We start from the raw sequence: 18,135 nt of genomic DNA, 5'->3' as shown, positions 1-18,135 counted from the left end.
GCGCTATTTTAAAATGGATAAATTTATGATAAGGTAACCATGTAATCATAAAGAATTGGAGGAATTGAAATGGGAATGAAATTGCCAAAAGACTTTTTATGGGGTGGAGCGGTTGCTGCGCACCAATTAGAAGGGGCTTGGAATGAAGATGGAAAGGGCGTTTCGGTTGCCGACGTTATGACGGTCGGCTCAGCAACCCAACCACGTGAAATAACGCATGGGGTTCTTCCAGGGAAAAATTATCCGAATCACGAAGCGATTGATTTTTACCATCATTATAAGGAAGATATTAAATTAATGGCTGAAATGGGATTTAAGTGCTTCCGGACGTCAATTGCTTGGACGCGGATTTTTCCGAATGGGGATGATGCGGAACCAAACGAAGCGGGGTTAAAGTTTTACGATAACTTATTCGATGAATGCCATAAATACGGAATTGAACCGGTAATTACATTGTCGCACTTTGAAATGCCATATCATTTAGTAGAAGAATATGGTGGATTTACTAACCGAAAGACGATAGATTTCTTCGTCAAATTTGCGACGACATGTTTCAACCGATATAAGGATAAAGTTAAATATTGGATGACCTTTAATGAAATTGATAATCAATCTGAATTCAACAATCCATTTTTAACGATGACAAATTCGGGTTACTTTGTCGATGAACAAGAAAATCCAGAAGCTGCAATGTTCCAAGCAGCGCACTATGAATTAGTCGCAAGTGCGTTGGCCGTTAAGGAAGGTAAGAGGATCAATCCTGATTTCCAAATTGGTTGCATGATTAATTTTACGCCATATTATCCAGATACTTCTAATCCAGATGATATGCTGCTTGCTCAAAGAGCTAACCAGTTAAGAAGCTGGTTCTCAGATGTTCAATGTAATGGTGAATATCCGAAAGCAATTGAAAAGTACATTGAACGTAATGGCTTCCGACCAGATATTACTGTCGAAGATCGAATTGTTCTTAAGGAAGGAACGGTTGACTATATCGGCTTTAGTTACTATGCTTCTCGGAACGTATCAGCAAGCAAGGTAAAAATTGATGATTTGCATGACATTGATCAGGCAGTTGTTCCCAATAAGTATCTAAAGACGACTGACTGGGGATGGACGATTGATCCAAAGGGTCTTCGTTGGGCATTGAACTTCTTAACTGACCGTTATCATAAACCGCTCTTTATCGTTGAAAACGGAATGGGCGCATTTGATAAGGTTGAAGCGGATGGAATGATTCATGACAGTTATCGGATCGATTACCTCAGAAAACACATTGAACAGATGGAAAAAGCGGTCAATCTCGATGGCGTTGACTTGATGGGTTACACTCCATGGGGCTGCATAGATCTTGTTTCAGCCGGAACCGGTCAGATGGACAAGCGTTATGGCTTTATTTACGTTGATAAAAACGATCAAGGGGAAGGAACCCTTAAACGAATGAAGAAAGATTCATTTTATTGGTACCAAAAAGTAATTAAATCAAACGGGGAAGATTTAGGTTAACAACTAAGCCTTATGGTGAAAAAGATTTTGCCATAAGGCTTTTTTGTATAAAAAAACAGGCTTTCCCCTCTCGAGTGCCTGTCAAAAGTACCTTTAATATGACTTAGTCAGCATATGTAGATAAACTGTATTCCATCTTGATGATTTAAGGGTATATTTCTCATTTAAAAATGCCTTGGTTGAAGCAGGAACATCATTGTAATTACTTGTTTTCGTTAATTTTGCTTGGTAAACAAACCGTTGTTTTGAGTTTTGATTAACATTTCCGCATGTAACAAGGGTCAAGTTAGGTTGGCTTGAATCTTCAAGAATTGTATTGTTATGCTGTGAAACCGGTGCCTTGGCATAAATCTTGTAGGTGTATACTTTATGGAAATTTGTAATGTTTAATGTATCACCGACTTTTGCCTTTTGGTAAATCGGAGCAAACAATGCGTCTTTACTTGATGAAACGTTGTGGGCAGCAATTGAATAGTTGCTTTGGCCCATTTTTTCGTTTGGCTCAAGCGTTCCGGCACATAACGAGTAGATCGTTTGATCGACCCCGTTAACAATTGGAACATTTAATCCGAGTTTCTGATTGTAAATCCCACCAACGACTTTGATTTGCGGGTGGTATGCCCGTGCTTTCGCAACGGCAAAAAGATTTAACGGTTTAACGCTCGCCCAATCATATGGTGCTTTAGTTTTCTTTTCAGTTCGAACCTCGTCACCGAAGATGACCGGATGATAGTTCTCAATCAGGTAATTGGTGATCGGTTTATTAAAAAGCAAAACAAGTCCAATGATAAAGGCGATTCCAAGGAATATCTGACGAATTCCATATAATAATTTATTCTTTTTCATTGTTCTTTGCTTTGTAAAAAGTTCTATTTTTGAAATAAAACTTACTGCCTTTTTGTCTCCCTCATAATTCTCTTATACACAATATAATATAACATAATCCAAAAAAGTTAAATTCCGAAATAGTTTAGTCTTTTTTTAAGAATTAGAAGATGATTTTTAGGATGTTTTTTAAATCAAGGAATAAAGAGGGACTTGATTGCTTGCAAATTAGGAATTGAAGCCTATAATATTTTCTTTAAAAATATTTTGATGTGGCATATACTCAAAGTAGTTGGTAAAATGCTCAACTTAAATATGATGGGGTGATTAAATGACCAAAAAAGAACATTTATACGACCTATTCAAACCAACTCATTATGATGTTTATTTAGACATTAACCGTGAAGCAAAGACTTTCAACGGGAAAGTAACCATGGAAGGCGAAGCGGTTAAGCCAAATATCAAATTTAATGAGAAGTTTTTGAATATTACAGCCGTTAAGGTAAATAACGAAGCCGTTGATTTTAACGTTGATGATCAAGCAGAAACCGTTGACGTTAACTGTGGAAAAACCGGCGAAACAACGGTTGAAATTGAATTTGATGCTCAATTAACGGACACAATGATGGGAATTTATCCGTCATACTACGAAGTCAACGGTGAAAAGAAACAAATTATCGGAACTCAATTTGAAAGTACAGCTGCCCGGCAAGCATTTCCATGTATTGATGAACCGGAAGCAAAGGCAACTTGGGACCTGGCAATCAAATATGATGAAAAACCAGGTGAAACAATTTTAGCCAACATGCCTGAAAAGGAATGCAAAGACGGGGTTCACTACTTTGAAACGACGAAGCGGATGTCATCATACTTGATCGCCTTTGCATTTGGTGAAATGGTAAGCAAACACACGAAGACTGATGATGGAATCAAGATCGGGGTCTATGCCTCACCAGCTCACAAGGAAGACGAACTTGACTTTGCATTGGACATCACCAAGAATGCCCTTGAATTTTATGAAAAGTACTATGAAACACCATATCCGCTTCCGCATTCATGGCAATTGGGATTACCGGACTTTTCAGCCGGTGCGATGGAAAACTGGGGTTTGATCACGTACCGGGAAGCCTTCTTAACATTGGATCCGAAGAATGCTTCATTAAGTGTTAAGCAACACAATGCAACGGATATTACCCACGAATTAGCTCACCAATGGTTCGGTGATTTAGTCACAATGAAGTGGTGGGATGATTTATGGTTGAATGAAAGTTTCGCTAACATGATGGAATATGTTTCAAGCGATGCAATTCATCCTGAATGGCACATGTGGGAAGTCTTCCAAGAAAAGGAAGTTCCAATGGCATTAAACCGGGATGCAATTGACGGCGTTCAACCTGTTCACGTTGAAGTTGAAGATCCCGCTGACATTGACGCAATTTTTGATGGCGCGATCGTGTACGCTAAGGGTTCACGGATGTTGGTTATGGTTCGTTCAATGATCGGCGATGACGCCTTGCGGAAGGGCTTGAAGAATTACTTTGATACTCATAAATACGGCAATGCGGTTGGGGACGATTTATGGAAAGCCCTTGGCGATGCTTCTGGGATGGACGTCAGTGCAGTAATGAAATCATGGTTGAACCAACCAGGCTATCCAGTTGTAACGGCGAAGATCGTTGATGGCAACCTTCAATTATCACAAAAACAATTCTTCATTGGTGAAGGCAAAGATGAAGGTCGGCAATGGCAAATTCCGTTGAACAGCAACTATGAAACAGTTCCAGAATTAATGAAGGATCAAACCCTTGATCTTGGAAACTATGCTGAATTGAAGCAAAAGAACGGCAATAAGCCATTTGTTTTGAATGTTGGCAACAACTCACACTTTATCGTTAAGTACGATGAAACATTGTTAAACGACATTTTAGATCACATTGATGAATTGGATGCAATCAGTCAACGCGAATTATTGCAAGACATGCACTTGTTGGCTAAGGGTCGCGAAATTTCATACTCAGCCCTTGTCCCATTGATGAGCCACTTTACAAAGAATAAATCATACATTGTAAATGACGCATTGTTTGAAATTGCTGACGACTTGAAGAAATTCGTTAAACCAGGTTCAGAAGACGAAAAGAACTTGCGGACATTATTTAATGAATTAAGTGCTGCCAAGTATGCAGCTCTTGGAATCGAATCAAAAAATGATGACGATAACGATGCCGTACTAGGCCGGCCAACAATCGTGAAGGCAGCTTTGTATGCCAAGAACGAAAAGGCCATCAAGGATGCCCATGCAATGTTTGAGGCTCACAAAGATCACATTGCAACGATTCCAGCAAGCGTTCGGCCATATGTCATGATGAGTGAAGTTGCAAATTACGGTAACGAAGATTTGGTCAAGACATTGTTGAACGAATACCGGAAGACAAGCGATGGAATTTATCAACGCGACTTAAGCACTGCATTGACTGCAACTTCAGATAAGGCCGCAATTCAAGAAATTCTTGAATGCTTGAAGGATGCTGACACGATCAAACCGCAAGATTTGCGTGAATGGTATGTTGGATTGCTTGGCAACAGCGAAGCTCAACAAGCTACATGGGATTGGATGCGTGACAACTGGGATTGGTTGATCGACACATTAGGTGGCGACATGGAATTCCACACTTACGTAACCGTTACGGCCAATACCTTCTACACAAAGCAACGGTATGATGAATTCAAGGCATTCTACGAACCAAAACTGGACACTCCAGGATTAAGACGTGAAATTGAAATGGACGTTAACTTGATCAAAGGAAAAGTTGATTTGGTTGAAGCCGAAAAGAATGCAGTTGAACAAGCAATTGCAAATGAAGTTAAATAATTAACTATATTTTTGCTAAGAGGTTGTGACGTGAGTCACAACTTCTTTTTTTGAACCTTGAGATTGGAATCTATTAATGTTAAATTGAATGTAAACGATTTCAAAAGAGGAGAATGGTTATGAAAAAGAAGCTGATTGTTACGGATATTGACGGAACGTTGGTAAATGACCAAAAGGAGATAATGCCGGCAACCAAGCGTGAACTGAAACGGTTGATTGCTCAGGGACACCGGGTCGTTTTATGCTCTGGACGCTCAATCAATGGTTTAAAAGACTATTTAATGACGCTTGGACTGTGGGCCATGCCGGATGAGTATGCAATCACTTTTAATGGAGGCAACGTTTTTGATTTAGCAACGATGAAATCAATTGGTGCCCATTATTTGTCGGCTGATCGGGCCATTGAAGCTGATCGGTTGGCAAAGCAACTAAGGGTCGGCGATACTTTAGTTGCCGCATCTCAGAAATCATATGCCGTCAATTCGCAAATGAATGCCCAAGCATTGGAGGATGTTCGCGACAGTCAATTGGTACCGGTTGAAACCAATAATTATGATTTTTTAGAAGGGGAGAATATTCAAAAATGTTTATGGACTGATGAACCGGATAGGATTACCGCGGTTGCAAAACAAATTCCGGCAAAGTATTTTGACGAATTTCAGATTGTAAGAAGCGGGCCGATTTTTCTTGAGTTTTTACCGCAAAATTCAAGTAAAGGGAATGCGGTTCATCATCTTGCTCAACGATTAAACGTCGCTTTAAAAGACGTGATTGTTTTTGGTGATGAAGAAAACGACCTGTCAATGTTTAAGGTTGCCGGAACGGCAGTGGCAATGCGCAATGCTCGTGATGAGATCAAGGAATATGCGGATCAGATCACGGTTGCTGATTACAATCATGATGGAATCGGCAAGACCTTAAAATTAATGTTTGAATAGAATAAAAAATCACGCTGAAAAGCGTGATTTTTTTAGTAATGATTATAATATTCAACTGAAATTTTGCCGCGGTCATCAACAACCAGTTTGGTTACTGATCCGTTTTTCGGGCCGTTGACGGTGGCGTTGTATTCCGGCGCGAAGTGGTCAACAATTGTCCGAATCGTCAAGCTGTGGCTTACAAGAAGCAATGTTTCACCGTTCCCGTGATGTTCTTTAAGGTATTCAAACCCGGCTGCGATTCGGTTCCAGTAAGTTTGATCACCTTCGGCGTCGCCCCACGGATCAGCCTCGTGGAGGAGATCACGGGTCGCAGCCGCTCCAAGTTTGTCTAAGATTTCATAATATGTTTTGCACCCGTGCGGAAGGCCCACCATTGTCCAAATATGGCCGGAATCAGCACCTTCAAAGTAACCGAAGGATTGTTCCCGGAAGTTGGGCAATTCGTGCGTCTCAGGCGCCTTAAATTGATTTTCAGCGATGATCATGTCGCGGGTTTGGATTGCACGGGGTGAATCACTGCTGTAAGCAAAGTCAAACTGGACGTCTTTAAGCCGTTGACCAGCTTTCTTGGCATCTTCAATTCCCTGATCAGTTAAAGGTGCGTCACACCATCCCTGAAAGCGGCGATATTTATTCAAAATTGTTTGCCCATGACGGGTTAAATAAATTGTAAAACTCATTATTATTCCCCATTTACTATGATTTGATTATTGTTATTTTATCATACCTGATTGAATTTCTTAAAGTTGTTTAAGAAAAGGGTGATTGATCGAATTTTCTGAAACAAAAAGCTATAATCTTTTATGTTGTGAAAATTAATTTTAGTTCTTGAAATTGAGAATTGATTTTCAAGATTAAATTGGGAGGCATAGGAGATTATGCATGGATTTATCGGTGAATTTTTCGGCACGATGATCTTGACCGCCATTGGTTGCGGCGTCGGTGCTGGAATCAACTTAAAGGGGACCTTCAGTCGGGGTCAAAATTGGCTTTTTGTATCCCTTGGCTGGGGTCTTGGAATCACGTTTGGGGTTTACGTTGCCGGAACGTTAGGTTCAAAAGGCTTTATTAACCCGGCCATTACTTTAGGAACGGCAATTTGCGGGTTATTCCCATGGAGTCAAGTGTTGCCATATTTAATTGGTGAATTTTTGGGAGCATTTGTCGGAGCAGCGCTTGTTTTAATTCAATACTACCCACACTTTAAGGCTTCAAAAGATGAAGCAGATGGCAATTCAGTAGGAATTTTTGCAACGGCTCCCGCAATTGACAGTCCAGTCTTTAATTTCTTTAGCGAATTGATTGCTTCACTCATTTTCATTTTTACATTGCTTGATTTAGGCAACTTTACTCAAGGATTAAAGCCATTGATCGTTGGGTTGATCATCACCGCAATCGGGATGGCACTTGGTGGCACGACCGGCTTTGCGGTTAACCCGGCGCGTGACTGGAGTCCGCGGTTGGCATACACGATTTTGCCAGTTCCAAATAAGGGAACCGCTAATTGGAAATATGCTTGGGTTCCGATGGTTGGCCCAATCGTCGGCGGAATTTTAGCTGCCAGCTTGCATGTTGTATTTATTAATGAAATAAAGTTAATGATTAATAAGAAAGCGCGAAGATGGAATTTTTCATCTCCGCGCTTTTTTCTAACTAATTTCAGTATTATAAAGCCCATTCACGTAAATTTGCATTTCAATTTCAGCTTGTTCCTCAAAGCTTCCTTGTGGTCCCGGATAGCCGGCTTGTTTAATTGCTTCCTTTTGAACGCTTGATTCATTGTAAAGGTGGAAAAGATGGGGAAGCACTCTTAAATGAAAGTATGCGAGCCGTTCAGCTTGTGCAGAATCCAGTTTGGGAAGGACTTTGATAATGTCTTTTTTTACTGCTTCTAAAATTTTAAAATAACTTTTTTTAAATGGAATTAACTTTTCAAGCGTAACGTCCTTTTCAATTAACTCTCCAAGCAAAGGGAACCAGTGAAGAATCCGCGGGTACTTAACGGCAGCTTGAACCCAGACCTTGCAAAAGGCACTCAGGGTTGGGGTCTTAAGTGGCTGAAGATTATCGTGAAGGGTATTGGCCCACTCAACAAAATCCTGTTGAATGATCAGCAGGATCACTTCATTTTTAGATTTCACGTACTGGTATAAATTGTTACGGGTGAAAGATAGTTTTTCGCCTAATTTTTTCATTGTGATTTTATCGAATGGCAAGTCTTCCATCAGTTCAATCATTGCCGTTGTGATTTGGTTAATTCGAATTTGCCGTTGTTCGTCGTTGCGTGCACGTTGAAATGTCATTGTAAGATCTTCTCCTATATTTTAATTGACAATTTACACTGTGTAAATTATTGTGAAATTGTGATTTAAATTACACAGTGTAAATAAACACAATATAGTTTAACATAGCCTAATTAAGAAAGGATAGGGGATAGAAATGAAAACGGACCAACAATTCAACACAATCTTTAATGATTATTTGAAAGACTTTGACCAAACACCGATTTCAAAAGAACAAAGAGCAATACTTCCAATTATTGCGTTCACCGTTCAAGGAATTCCAAAACAAATTGAATCTTACGTTCAAGCAGCCGTTGACCAGGGAATAAACGAAGAAAAAATTTTGGAAGTTATTTACCAACTTGAACCGGTAGTTGGAGTTGGCAAAGTCCAGGCAGCATTAAAAGTTGCTCATCAGGTAATCTCTGCAAATCGCCAAATGCAACGCCAAAATGATTCGCAATTCGGCAAAGATGTTCAGGCACGAATTTACGGAACGGAAATTCGTAATCTCCTTACTGATCTTCCAGATGGTGCGGGTGATTTTGTGACTGATCATTTAACAAACCATTTCTTTGGTGATTTTTACCAGCATAAGATTCTTACAGTGGCTGAACGCGAGTTATATGAATTAATGGCGCTGATTACATTAAATGTTGATTTTCAAATCAAGGCGCATGCCAAGGGATGTCTTAAAGCTGGCAACGATGAATCGTTGATTGTTTGGACGATCATTAATATGTTGCCATATATTGGCTTCCCGTTGGTAATTAATAGCATTCAAAAAGTGCATGCCGCAGCGCAGGAACTCAATGCTTAGGCTTGTGTTTCATGTGAAACATGGTGCTTAACAAATTCGATAAAGGTCATTATTAATTCGGAATAGTGATGATTTTTCCGCCAAATCAGACGGTGGCTGGTCTGTAAATAGTTTTCAAATGGGGCGAAGACAATGTCATTATAAGGATTAAAACGGCTAATACTATCGATTCCTAACATGCAGTAATCGTGTTGATGGACTAACGGCAAACTGTTAGGCGATAAATTTGCTGTAATTTTAATATTCAATTTCTGCGGATCAAGTCCGACAACCGCACTTAATTCATTTTGAAGAATGTTCCGCCAAGGATAGATAACGAGATAGTCTCCTAGGTCATCGGCAGTGATGGTTGATTGATGCGCAAGCGGATGTGTCTGATTGACAAAAATTCCGTAACGTTCATAAATCGGCAGACTGAGGTAATTATATTTCGCGGTTTCGATGGGAGTGATCACGAATCCGAGATCTAAAATTCCCGTATCGATTTTATCCTTAATATCATCGCCGATCGCACTGTACGTTTGGAATTTTACCAGTGGATACTTCGTTTGAAACTCAGCAATTAAATCATCAACAAAGAAGGAAACGTTGCTTTCAACGTATCCCAGATTAATTGTGCCGCTAAGTTCATGGTGATTAAAGCTTTGAATTTCATTGGTCGTTTGGTTGATGAGGGTCAAAATATCCTGGGCGCGATGTTCGAGCATTTTTCCTTCGGCTGTCAACGTGATTTCACGTTTTCCGCGAATCAATAATTGAGTCCCCAATTCATCTTCAAGCTGCTTTAACTGGCGACTTAATGTTGGTTGGGTAATGTGTAATTCTTGAGCGGCGCGGGTAATGTTTTGCATTTTGGCAACGGTCAAAAAGTACTTTAAAGTACGTGTTTCCATAAAAATCATCCATTCATTTTAGGCATTGTAATTGATTTAATATAAGTATTTTAAATCATAATTGATAACCAGTACAATTAAAAATGAAGGAGAGATTCGCAATGGGAAAGAATGAAAATGAAGTCAAAAATAACTTATTCGGCTTTGGAAAATTAAATACTCAGTACGCAGATGTTTTTATTGGAAACAGTTACTTAAATTCATTAGTATCCAAGGATGACAACATTGATGTTGGGGTTTCAAACGTTAACTTTGAACCCGGTTGTCGAAATAATTGGCACATTCACCATAATGGTTTTCAAATTTTGCTGGTCACGGCTGGTGAAGGTTGGTATCAGGAAGAAGGCGAAACGGCCCAGTTGCTTAAACTTGGTGATGTGGTTGCAATTCATGAAGGTGTAAAACACTGGCATGGGGCAACGAAAGATAGCTGGTTTTCACACATTGCTATCACAAAAGGCGAAAGTGAATGGTGTGAACCGGTTTCTGATGAAGAATATGATCAACTCGGTAAATAAAAGGGAGGCTTTAAAATGGAAAAACAAACAGCCGGCCACGATCAGTTAGGCGATTTTGCTCCCCAATTTGCTGAATTAAATGACGATGTTTTATTTGGTCAAGTTTGGGCGCGTGAGGACCAACTTAGTCCGCGTGATCGCAGCTTGATCACCATTGCAGCATTAATGACGAATGGAGATTACGAACAACTCAAATATCATTTGCAACATGAAAAAGACAACGGAATCACGAAAGACGAAATTGTTGAGACGGTCACCCAATTAGCGTTTTACGTGGGCTGGCCTAAAGCTTGGACCGTTTTGAAAATGGCCAAGGAAATTTGGAAATAAAGTTTAAAGAAGGGAAGTCAATTTAAAAGTGCGGGAAGTAAACTCAAAACTGAAAATTGGCTTTTAAACAGGTTAAATAAAGCTTTTAAGAAGATTGTAAGTAAATTCATAATGAAGGCTGTGACGTAAGTCGCAGCCTCTTTGTTATATCCGCATAATCGGGTTCCAAAACAAACGAGCTGCGACGCGAAGCTAGAGGAAGTTCGAAAACCTCCGAATCTATGCTGCGCGATTCGTTCGCTTTTCTGCTTCCACCACGCTCGTTTTTACTGTTTTGTCACACCTTCTTTTTTTGCATTAAAATAAAAAAATATATAGATAAACGTTCACGTTATCCCGTTCCATCGATATAATAGAAGGTACAAAACAAGATAAGTTATAAGAGGGATTAGAATGACAAAAAGACAGCGAAATTGGGTAATGGCATCGTTGCTTTTGGCAAGTATCATGTCCGGCTTGGATGCAACGATCATTAATACAGCGTTGCCAGCGATTATCTCGGATTTACACGGAATTCAGTATATGGGCTGGATCGTAGCCGTTTTTCTTCTAGGAATGGCCGTTTTTTCACCGCTTTGGGGGAAACTTGGCGATCGAATCGGAAATAAGAAAGCTTTTGGATTATCGATTTTGATTTTTATCATTTCATCGATGATTGAAGGAACGGCAGGTAATATCTGGGTATTTATTATTGCCCGGACCTTTATGGGAATTGGAGCCGGCGGAATGGGATCAATTCCGTATATTATTTTGGCCCAGTTATACCGGAACATTCACCGGCGGTCGCAGGGCTTAGCCTATATTTCGGCTGCATGGAGCGGGGCCACGATTATTGGCCCGTTAGTCGGTGGCTGGATCGTTGATACGTTAAGTTGGCACTGGGTATTTTATATTAACCTCCCAATTGGGATCATTACGATTTTAATTTTGAACATCTTCTTTAAGGAACAGGTTGAAGTCGTTCGAACGCCATTTGACTACCGGGGTTCAGTCTTTTTGATCATCGGTTTGGCATTTGCATTAATGGGAATTCAACTTCTTGGAATGGTTGCGTGGGAATGGATCGTCGGTTTACTTTTAATTGGCGGAATTTTATTGATTCTATTTTGGAAAAATGAGCAGCGGGTCAATGATCCGATTATTCCAACGCACCTCTTTAAATCTTCGAAACTGGTTAAAGACTTAGTGATTTTTGCACTCGCATGGGGCGGAACGATTTCGTTTAGTATCTATGCGCCAATGTGGGCTCAAGGATTACTGGCAATGACTGCATTGGTTGGGGGAATGACCCAAATTCCGGGTTCGATTTTTGACTTTGTCGGGTCGCAGTTAACGCATTCGTTCCGGAGAAAAATTGGCGACCAAAATACGATTACGCTGGCATTGGTGATTGCCTTCCTTGCACCGCTTGGAATGTTGTGCAGTAAAGTTAATGCCGGTATTGGATGGATCTGCTTCTTTAGTATTTTCTATGGCTTTGGCGTTGGGGTAATTTTCAATATCCTTCAGATCAAGGTGCAACAGGATGTTGATCACCGGGATGTCGGAATTGCAACGTCAGTAAGTTATTTGATTCGGATTCTTGCGCAAACATTTATGTCATCAATTTACGGCGTGATTATGAATATGGCGCTTGCTCGGGGTGTTCGGCCGACCCATGGGAAAATTACGGTCGCAATGATGGATAAACTAAGCGACAGTGCAACGGTGTATGAATTACCAGCTCATCTGCTTCCGCAAATGCGAATGATTTTACATAGCGGGCTGCAAGACATTATGCTCGTTTCATGTGGATTGCTGGTTATTGCAATCGGATATAATCTTTTGAAAAAAACGGATTAAAATTTTTGGCATGTTTCACATGAAACATGCCAAATTTGTTTGTAAAATACGGTATAATTAAACTAATCTCGAAAATAATGGAGCGATTAGAGAATGGAAGAGAATAAACTTGCACGCAAACTATCTTCGCGGCACGTTCAAATGATTGCCCTTGGTGGGGCAATCGGGACCGGATTGTTTTTGGGTTCAGGAAATGCAATTCATCAAGCCGGTCCGATTTTGTTAGTTTTGTATTTAGTAGCTGGAATCTTTTGTTTCTTTATGATGCGGGCAATCGGTGAACTTGTTCTTTCAGATACAAGCAAATCATCATTCATTGAATTTGTTCGCGCTTATCTTGGAGATCGATTTGAATTTGTAATTGGGTGGACATACTGGCTTTGCTGGGAAAGCATTGCGATGGCGGACCTGACAGCCAGCGGAATTTACATTAAATTCTGGTTTCCGCATATTCCGCAATGGGTGACTGCCTTGATCATTGTCTTTATTTTACTTGCATTTAATTTATTAAGTGTTGAACTTTTCGGTGAACTTGAATCATGGTTCTCAAGTATTAAGGTGTTTGCGATCATTGCGTTAATTGTTACTGGGATTATTTTGTTAGTGTGTCACACGAAGGTTGCCGGCCATGCAGTTTCAGTCAGCAACCTTGTAGATTATGGCGGCTTTATGCCGAAGGGAATCAAAGGAGCATTGTCGGCGTTCCCAATGGTAATCTTTGCCTTTACCGGAATCGAAATGGTAGGTTTGACCTCAGGGGAAACGGCCAATCCCAAGCGTGATTTGCCAAAAGCAATCAACACGTTGCTTTTCCGAATCGCTTTGTTCTACGTTGGGGCGATGTTTGTTTTGATGTGCATCTATCCATGGGACAAGGTTACGACCTCAGCTAGTCCGTTTGTTCAAGTCTTTAGTGCGTTAGGGGTGAAGATTGCTGCCGGGGTAATCAACTTTGTTGTTTTGACGGCGGCTTTATCAGCATGCAACAGTGCGTTGTTTAGCACCAGCCGGACACTGTTCGTTCTTTCACACAGCAAATTTGCACCGCGGAAAATGGGCGAAGTTAATAACCGGAGTGTACCAGTCACATCGCTGGTTTTCTCATCATTAACGTTATTGATCATTGTTGTTTTGAATTTTATTCTTCCAGCAAAAATTTTTGAAATTATTTCGGACATTTCAACGGTCTGCTTCATCTTTGTCTGGTTAACGTTGATTTGGTGTCATTACAAATACCGGCAACAGAATCCAGAAGGAACGAGCTTTAAAATGCCGCTTTATCCAGTTTCCAACTTTGTTACAATGGCATTCTTCATTGGAATTTTAGGATTGTTGTTATTACAAAAAGAAATGGCGTTCGCATTGCTCTTTGCATGCGGATGGGTCGTTTTGATGTTTATCGCATACGGAATTTATCGAAGAAAAGCATAATAAAAGAAGGTGTGACTTAGGTCGTAACCTCAGTAAAAAGAACCCGGGAATTTTCCCGGGTTCTTTTATTTAATAATTCGAATAACTTTTGCCGGGTTTCCGACGACCACGGCGTTATCAGGAACATCATGGTCAACGACGCTGCCGGCGCCAATAATTGCATTGTTGCCAATGGTGACGCCGCCAAGAACGCAGACGTTGCCGCCAATCCAGACATTGTTTTTGATGGTAATTGGGCGCGCGGTCATAATATGATGCTCCCGTTTTTGCGGATCAAGGGCAGGTTGTGCCGTATACATGCCAACTTTGGGGGCAATGTTTGCTTGATTGCCGATTGTGATTGGAGCGTAGTCCATTAGGGTACAATCGTGATTCAAAAAAACTTCATTTCCCATTGTAATGTTAAATCCAAATTGGCAATGAAAATCTGGTTCAATATAAGGATCAGTTCCAATTTGATGGAAAAGGGTTGTTAGTAATTCTAAATTGTAACCGTGATTTTGATCAACTTGCTGGTTATATTTAAAACACAGATTAAATGCTTTTTGATGGGCAGCCATGATGCGGGAATCACGGGCATCAAATGCTTGGTTATTGATCAACTGGTTAACTTCTTCAATTTTTTGTTTCATGTGAAACTCCTCTTTAAAGGTTTATAATTATCTTAAGTATACCGCATTGAAGGTGAAATTTTGGACTTAGAAATCCACCAGGCGTTAACGGCTGAAGAAATTGAGCATGTTAAGCAAATTACAAATACAGAAAATTTGTACTATGATTATGACCCGCTAATCGAACAGGCGCGCAACCATGCCTTTTATGTTTGTCGCCAATTTAATCAAACGTTTGCGCAAACCGGTCATGGTGAAATGCAGCTGATGATGGATCTTTTTGGTGATTTAGGGAACCATGCTGAAATTGGCAAAGGATTTATTACTGAATTTGGGTTTAATCTGCACGTTGGGGATCATTTTTATGCCGGGCAGAATTTAAAGGTGATTGATTGCAATGTGATCAAAATCGGCGATTACGTTCAGGTAGGCGATAACTGTGGTATTTATACTTCAAATCATGCATTTGATCCGCAAAAGAGGGCAGATCATTGGTGCAGTGATCATCCAATTACGATTGGCAGTCATGTTTCAATTGGAAATGACGTTACGGTTTTACCGGGAATCATGATTGGTGCCAATACGGTCATTCGTTCAGGAAGCATTGTAACGCATGATCTTCCGGCAGATGTGGTTGCAGCCGGGACGCCATGTACAGTGATTGAAAATCTTTCTGATAAAGCAGAGTAATCATTTGCAAGTTGGAACCTCTTTAAGTATTCTTAAAGTGAAATTACATATAAAGAGGTGCTGACAAATGAAAATCAGTATTATTGGTGCAACCCACGCAGGAACATTTGCAACGATGCAAATTTTAAAAGATCATCCTGATTACGATGTCACGGTTTTTGAAAGAAACGACAACGTCTCATTCCTTTCATGCGGAATCGCATTATGGGTGGGCAATCACATTGCAGACCCGAATAAAATGTTCTATTCAAGTCCGAAAGAGCTTGAAAAAATCGGGGCGCACATGAAAATGCAACATGAAGTTTTGAACATCGATCCTAACGCTAAGCAACTAAAGGTTAAGGATTTGAATAGCGGGAAAGAATTCGTTCAAGACTATGACAAACTGATTATCACTACCGGTTCGTTACCGGTCGTACCTCCAATCAAAGGCATTGATAATCCTAAAGTTTACCTTTGCAAGGATTACGGTGATGCTCAAGTTTTACGTGAAAAATTTGCAGGAATTGAAAAAGCGGTGATCATTGGGGCCGGCTACATTGGCGCTGAACTTTCAGAACAGGCAACGACAGCCGGAAAAGATGTAACCTTGATCGATGCATTCCCACGGGTTTTATATAAGAACTTTGATAAGGAAATCAGTGACCGAATTGAACAAGAATATCGGGATCACGGTACAAAGTTAGCATTAGGACAAAAGGTTCAATCCTTTGAAGATGCGGGTGACCAGGTCATCGTGAAAACCGATAAGGGCGAGTATGAAGCTGACATTGCGGTTTGGTGTGCCGGCTTCAAACCGAATACCAAGTTAGCAGAAGGCAAGCTCGACATGCTTCCGAACAAAGCTATTCGGACAAATGAATACATGCAAACCAGCGATCCGGATATTTATGCTGCCGGTGATGCAACCAACGTTCATTACAATCCAACGGGCAAAGCAGATTACATTCCATTGGCAACTAATGCGATCCACCAAGGAATTTTAATTGGGCAAAATATTGATAAGCCAACCGTCAAATACATGGGAACGCAAGCGACCTCAGCCGTTGAATTATTCGACACATGTATGGCAGCTTCTGGTTTAACGGTTGAAGGTGCCGAAGCACGGGGGCTAACAGTTGATTCAGTGACGACTGAAGAAAATTACCGGCCGGAATTCATGCTTACAACGACGCCAGTTGTTTCCCGGTTAGTTTGGGATCCAGCAACGCACCGAATCTTAGGTGGAGCCGTTTATAGCAAACATGATGTATCACAATCGGCCAACGTATTATCACTTGCAGTTCAAAACAAAATGACAATTGAAGACCTTGCCGGTGTTGATATGTTATTCCAACCAAACTTTGACCAGCCATTAAACTGGTTAAATAAGGTTGCGATGGCAGCCGTCGATAAGGCAAATGAAACGAAATAGTTAATGGTAAGAATAGAAGAAAGAAATTTCTTCTATTCTTTATTTTTAATGTTGACAGCGCTTACAATTATATGTAATATAATCTTTGTAAAGGACGTGTTACTGATTCGATCAGGCATAAGTCTACAAGTTAAGGGTAGCTGATAAACTAATTTGATGTACTCTTAGGTTGTAGACTTTTTGTGTATTGAGGAGAAAAAGTTATGAGATATCTCAAGAATTTCAATAACAACGCAGCATTAGTTGAAGATGATTCCGGAAAAGAATATGTAATTATCGGGAATGGAATCGGATTTGGCAAACATCCGGGAGACTTAGTTGATGAAGGGAAGATTGAACGGCGGTTTGTTCCATCTGATTCAAATACGCCTGAAATTGAAGAATTCAAAAATATCCGGCCGCAAGCCATTGAAGTAACTTCAAAGGTGACAGCAATGCTTGCTCAAAAGGGGAACCTTAATTTTTCTGATTATCAATACTTTGTGTTGGTCGATCACATTGATTTTGCATTGAAACGTTCTTTAGATGGAATTGAAATTCCGGATGGAACTGTCCGGTGGAACGTCAAGCATCTTTTTCCAAACGAATACAAATTAGCGTGTGAGGCAATTCAGCTGATTGAAAGCGAGTTTTCAGTCAAATTACCGGTAAGTGAGCAGATCTTTATGACTTATCATTTGCTTGATGCTGAAAGCGATGGAACCAAGTTGCAAGATACCGTTAAAATTACGCAGTTGATTGCGGGAATCGTTTCAATTGTCCAGTATGATTATCATATTGAACTTGATCATGATTCATTTAACTATAATCGGTTCGTGAACCATTTACGGTCACTAATGATTCAACATCTTAGTGGTAAATGGCATCAAGGACAGGGACTTGATCCTGCGGTTTTGGAAATTATGCGGCAACGTTACCCGCAAGCAGCCGAAACGGTTGAACGAATCAATACGTTTCTTACCAGTAAAAATGGTTGGCAGTTAAATCCAGATGATAAAGTTTACTTAATATTACATGTTTGGCGGGTAACTCATCGTCAGACAGATGATTAAATTCGCGTGTAACTATTCAATTAGGCATTAGCTCAGATTTAATCAATTTATATGGAATGATCAGCATGATGATTCTATATAATGCGGTTAAATTTGGGCTTTTTGTTTTAA

At 40.2% G+C, this 18,135-nt stretch carries 16 protein-coding genes and 1 pseudogene; 12 read left to right on the top strand and 5 right to left on the bottom strand.

Annotated elements, in window-relative coordinates; genetic code table 11:
- Positions 1 to 69 precede the first annotated feature (69 nt).
- Complete coding sequence (locus Q3C15_RS06435) at positions 70 to 1,506, top strand: 6-phospho-beta-glucosidase (RefSeq protein ID WP_302704697.1); 1,437 nt, start codon at positions 70 to 72, stop codon at positions 1,504 to 1,506.
- A 93-nt stretch (positions 1,507 to 1,599) separates the two neighbouring features.
- Here the strand turns inward: Q3C15_RS06435 and Q3C15_RS06430 are convergent, their stop codons facing one another.
- Positions 1,600 to 2,352, bottom strand: coding sequence for a class A sortase (locus Q3C15_RS06430; RefSeq protein ID WP_302704696.1), 753 nt, complete (start codon positions 2,350 to 2,352; stop codon positions 1,600 to 1,602).
- Positions 2,353 to 2,662: 310 nt separating this feature from the next.
- On the opposite strand from Q3C15_RS06430, the gene Q3C15_RS06425 reads away from it, so the two are divergent.
- Both Q3C15_RS06425 and Q3C15_RS06420 read left to right on the top strand, forming a co-directional pair.
- On the top strand, positions 2,663 to 5,200 hold the full coding sequence (locus Q3C15_RS06425; protein WP_302704695.1) for a M1 family metallopeptidase: 2,538 nt from the start codon (positions 2,663 to 2,665) through the stop codon (positions 5,198 to 5,200).
- Positions 5,201 to 5,319: 119 nt separating this feature from the next.
- Positions 5,320 to 6,138, top strand: a complete 819-nt coding sequence (locus Q3C15_RS06420; RefSeq protein ID WP_302704694.1) for a Cof-type HAD-IIB family hydrolase — start codon at positions 5,320 to 5,322, stop codon at positions 6,136 to 6,138.
- Positions 6,139 to 6,170: 32 nt separating this feature from the next.
- Here the strand turns inward: Q3C15_RS06420 and Q3C15_RS06415 are convergent, their stop codons facing one another.
- Positions 6,171 to 6,821 (bottom strand): histidine phosphatase family protein, encoded by a 651-nt coding sequence (locus tag Q3C15_RS06415; protein ID WP_302704693.1) that lies wholly within the window; start codon positions 6,819 to 6,821, stop codon positions 6,171 to 6,173.
- 198 nt (positions 6,822 to 7,019) lie between these two features.
- Here Q3C15_RS06415 and Q3C15_RS06410 point away from each other — a divergent pair.
- A pseudogene (locus Q3C15_RS06410) lies at positions 7,020 to 7,703 on the top strand (MIP/aquaporin family protein); the annotation flags it as partial.
- 87 nt (positions 7,704 to 7,790) lie between these two features.
- Here the strand turns inward: Q3C15_RS06410 and Q3C15_RS06405 are convergent.
- Entirely contained in the window at positions 7,791 to 8,444 is a 654-nt protein-coding gene (locus Q3C15_RS06405) for a hypothetical protein (protein WP_302704692.1), read from the bottom strand.
- A gap of 136 nt (positions 8,445 to 8,580) precedes the next feature.
- Here Q3C15_RS06405 and Q3C15_RS06400 point away from each other — a divergent pair, with 136 nt between their 5' ends.
- The gene (locus Q3C15_RS06400; RefSeq protein ID WP_302704691.1) at positions 8,581 to 9,243 is read left to right on the top strand and encodes a carboxymuconolactone decarboxylase family protein; all 663 of its coding nucleotides are present in this window, start codon (positions 8,581 to 8,583) and stop codon (positions 9,241 to 9,243) included.
- Here the strand turns inward: Q3C15_RS06400 and Q3C15_RS06395 are convergent.
- Positions 9,240 to 10,136, bottom strand: coding sequence for a LysR family transcriptional regulator (locus Q3C15_RS06395; protein ID WP_302704690.1), 897 nt, complete (start codon positions 10,134 to 10,136; stop codon positions 9,240 to 9,242). The genes Q3C15_RS06400 and Q3C15_RS06395 overlap by 4 nt on opposite strands.
- 101 nt (positions 10,137 to 10,237) lie before the next feature.
- On the opposite strand from Q3C15_RS06395, the gene Q3C15_RS06390 reads away from it, so the two are divergent.
- From Q3C15_RS06390 to Q3C15_RS06375, 4 genes are all read left to right on the top strand, one after another.
- Positions 10,238 to 10,654 carry a cupin domain-containing protein gene (locus Q3C15_RS06390; protein WP_302704689.1) on the top strand — a complete coding sequence of 139 codons (417 nt, stop codon included), beginning with the start codon at positions 10,238 to 10,240 and terminating at the stop codon, positions 10,652 to 10,654.
- 15 nt (positions 10,655 to 10,669) lie between these two features.
- Positions 10,670 to 10,984, top strand: coding sequence for a carboxymuconolactone decarboxylase family protein (locus Q3C15_RS06385; RefSeq protein ID WP_302704688.1), 315 nt, complete (start codon positions 10,670 to 10,672; stop codon positions 10,982 to 10,984).
- A gap of 393 nt (positions 10,985 to 11,377) precedes the next feature.
- Positions 11,378 to 12,826 carry an MFS transporter gene (locus Q3C15_RS06380; protein ID WP_283601051.1) on the top strand — a complete coding sequence of 483 codons (1,449 nt, stop codon included), beginning with the start codon at positions 11,378 to 11,380 and terminating at the stop codon, positions 12,824 to 12,826.
- Positions 12,827 to 12,919: 93 nt separating this feature from the next.
- Positions 12,920 to 14,257 carry an amino acid permease gene (locus Q3C15_RS06375; RefSeq protein WP_283601050.1) on the top strand — a complete coding sequence of 446 codons (1,338 nt, stop codon included), beginning with the start codon at positions 12,920 to 12,922 and terminating at the stop codon, positions 14,255 to 14,257.
- Between the two features lie 65 nt (positions 14,258 to 14,322).
- Here Q3C15_RS06375 and Q3C15_RS06370 read toward each other — a convergent pair whose 3' ends face one another.
- The gene (locus Q3C15_RS06370; protein ID WP_302704687.1) at positions 14,323 to 14,889 is read right to left on the bottom strand and encodes a sugar O-acetyltransferase; all 567 of its coding nucleotides are present in this window, start codon (positions 14,887 to 14,889) and stop codon (positions 14,323 to 14,325) included.
- 60 nt (positions 14,890 to 14,949) lie between these two features.
- Here Q3C15_RS06370 and Q3C15_RS06365 point away from each other — a divergent pair, with 60 nt between their 5' ends.
- The 3 genes from Q3C15_RS06365 (at position 14,950) to Q3C15_RS06355 (ending at position 18,024) form a co-directional block, all read left to right on the top strand.
- Positions 14,950 to 15,558 carry a sugar O-acetyltransferase gene (locus Q3C15_RS06365; RefSeq protein ID WP_302704686.1) on the top strand — a complete coding sequence of 203 codons (609 nt, stop codon included), beginning with the start codon at positions 14,950 to 14,952 and terminating at the stop codon, positions 15,556 to 15,558.
- Between the two features lie 67 nt (positions 15,559 to 15,625).
- Positions 15,626 to 16,972 carry an FAD-dependent oxidoreductase gene (locus Q3C15_RS06360; RefSeq protein ID WP_302704685.1) on the top strand — a complete coding sequence of 449 codons (1,347 nt, stop codon included), beginning with the start codon at positions 15,626 to 15,628 and terminating at the stop codon, positions 16,970 to 16,972.
- Positions 16,973 to 17,175: 203 nt separating this feature from the next.
- On the top strand, positions 17,176 to 18,024 hold the full coding sequence (locus Q3C15_RS06355; RefSeq protein WP_302704684.1) for a PRD domain-containing protein: 849 nt from the start codon (positions 17,176 to 17,178) through the stop codon (positions 18,022 to 18,024).
- Positions 18,025 to 18,135 lie beyond the last annotated feature (111 nt).

The sequence above is a fragment of the Ligilactobacillus sp. 110_WCHN genome (assembly GCF_030518115.1).
GTDB lineage: Bacteria > Bacillota > Bacilli > Lactobacillales > Lactobacillaceae > Ligilactobacillus > Ligilactobacillus aviarius_C.
Note: the sequence above shows the minus strand (reverse complement) of the source record. Positions and strands in the feature narration are given on the sequence as shown.

What these genes read in the sequence shown, in the direction of transcription:
- Q3C15_RS06400 (WP_302704691.1), top strand. Translation starts at nt 8,581, where the DNA reads ATGAAAACGGACCAACAATTCAACACAATCTTTAATGATTATTTGAAA.
- Q3C15_RS06360 (WP_302704685.1), top strand. Translation starts at nt 15,626, where the DNA reads ATGAAAATCAGTATTATTGGTGCAACCCACGCAGGAACATTTGCAACG.
- Q3C15_RS06425 (WP_302704695.1), top strand. Translation starts at nt 2,663, where the DNA reads ATGACCAAAAAAGAACATTTATACGACCTATTCAAACCAACTCATTAT.
- Q3C15_RS06435 (WP_302704697.1), top strand. Translation starts at nt 70, where the DNA reads ATGGGAATGAAATTGCCAAAAGACTTTTTATGGGGTGGAGCGGTTGCT.
- Q3C15_RS06420 (WP_302704694.1), top strand. Translation starts at nt 5,320, where the DNA reads ATGAAAAAGAAGCTGATTGTTACGGATATTGACGGAACGTTGGTAAAT.
- Q3C15_RS06375 (WP_283601050.1), top strand. Translation starts at nt 12,920, where the DNA reads ATGGAAGAGAATAAACTTGCACGCAAACTATCTTCGCGGCACGTTCAA.
- Q3C15_RS06380 (WP_283601051.1), top strand. Translation starts at nt 11,378, where the DNA reads ATGACAAAAAGACAGCGAAATTGGGTAATGGCATCGTTGCTTTTGGCA.
- Q3C15_RS06390 (WP_302704689.1), top strand. Translation starts at nt 10,238, where the DNA reads ATGGGAAAGAATGAAAATGAAGTCAAAAATAACTTATTCGGCTTTGGA.
- Q3C15_RS06370 (WP_302704687.1), bottom strand. Translation starts at nt 14,889, where the DNA reads ATGAAACAAAAAATTGAAGAAGTTAACCAGTTGATCAATAACCAAGCA.
- Q3C15_RS06415 (WP_302704693.1), bottom strand. Translation starts at nt 6,821, where the DNA reads ATGAGTTTTACAATTTATTTAACCCGTCATGGGCAAACAATTTTGAAT.
- Q3C15_RS06355 (WP_302704684.1), top strand. Translation starts at nt 17,176, where the DNA reads ATGAGATATCTCAAGAATTTCAATAACAACGCAGCATTAGTTGAAGAT.
- Q3C15_RS06395 (WP_302704690.1), bottom strand. Translation starts at nt 10,136, where the DNA reads ATGGAAACACGTACTTTAAAGTACTTTTTGACCGTTGCCAAAATGCAA.
- Q3C15_RS06385 (WP_302704688.1), top strand. Translation starts at nt 10,670, where the DNA reads ATGGAAAAACAAACAGCCGGCCACGATCAGTTAGGCGATTTTGCTCCC.
- Q3C15_RS06430 (WP_302704696.1), bottom strand. Translation starts at nt 2,352, where the DNA reads ATGAAAAAGAATAAATTATTATATGGAATTCGTCAGATATTCCTTGGA.
- Q3C15_RS06405 (WP_302704692.1), bottom strand. Translation starts at nt 8,444, where the DNA reads ATGACATTTCAACGTGCACGCAACGACGAACAACGGCAAATTCGAATT.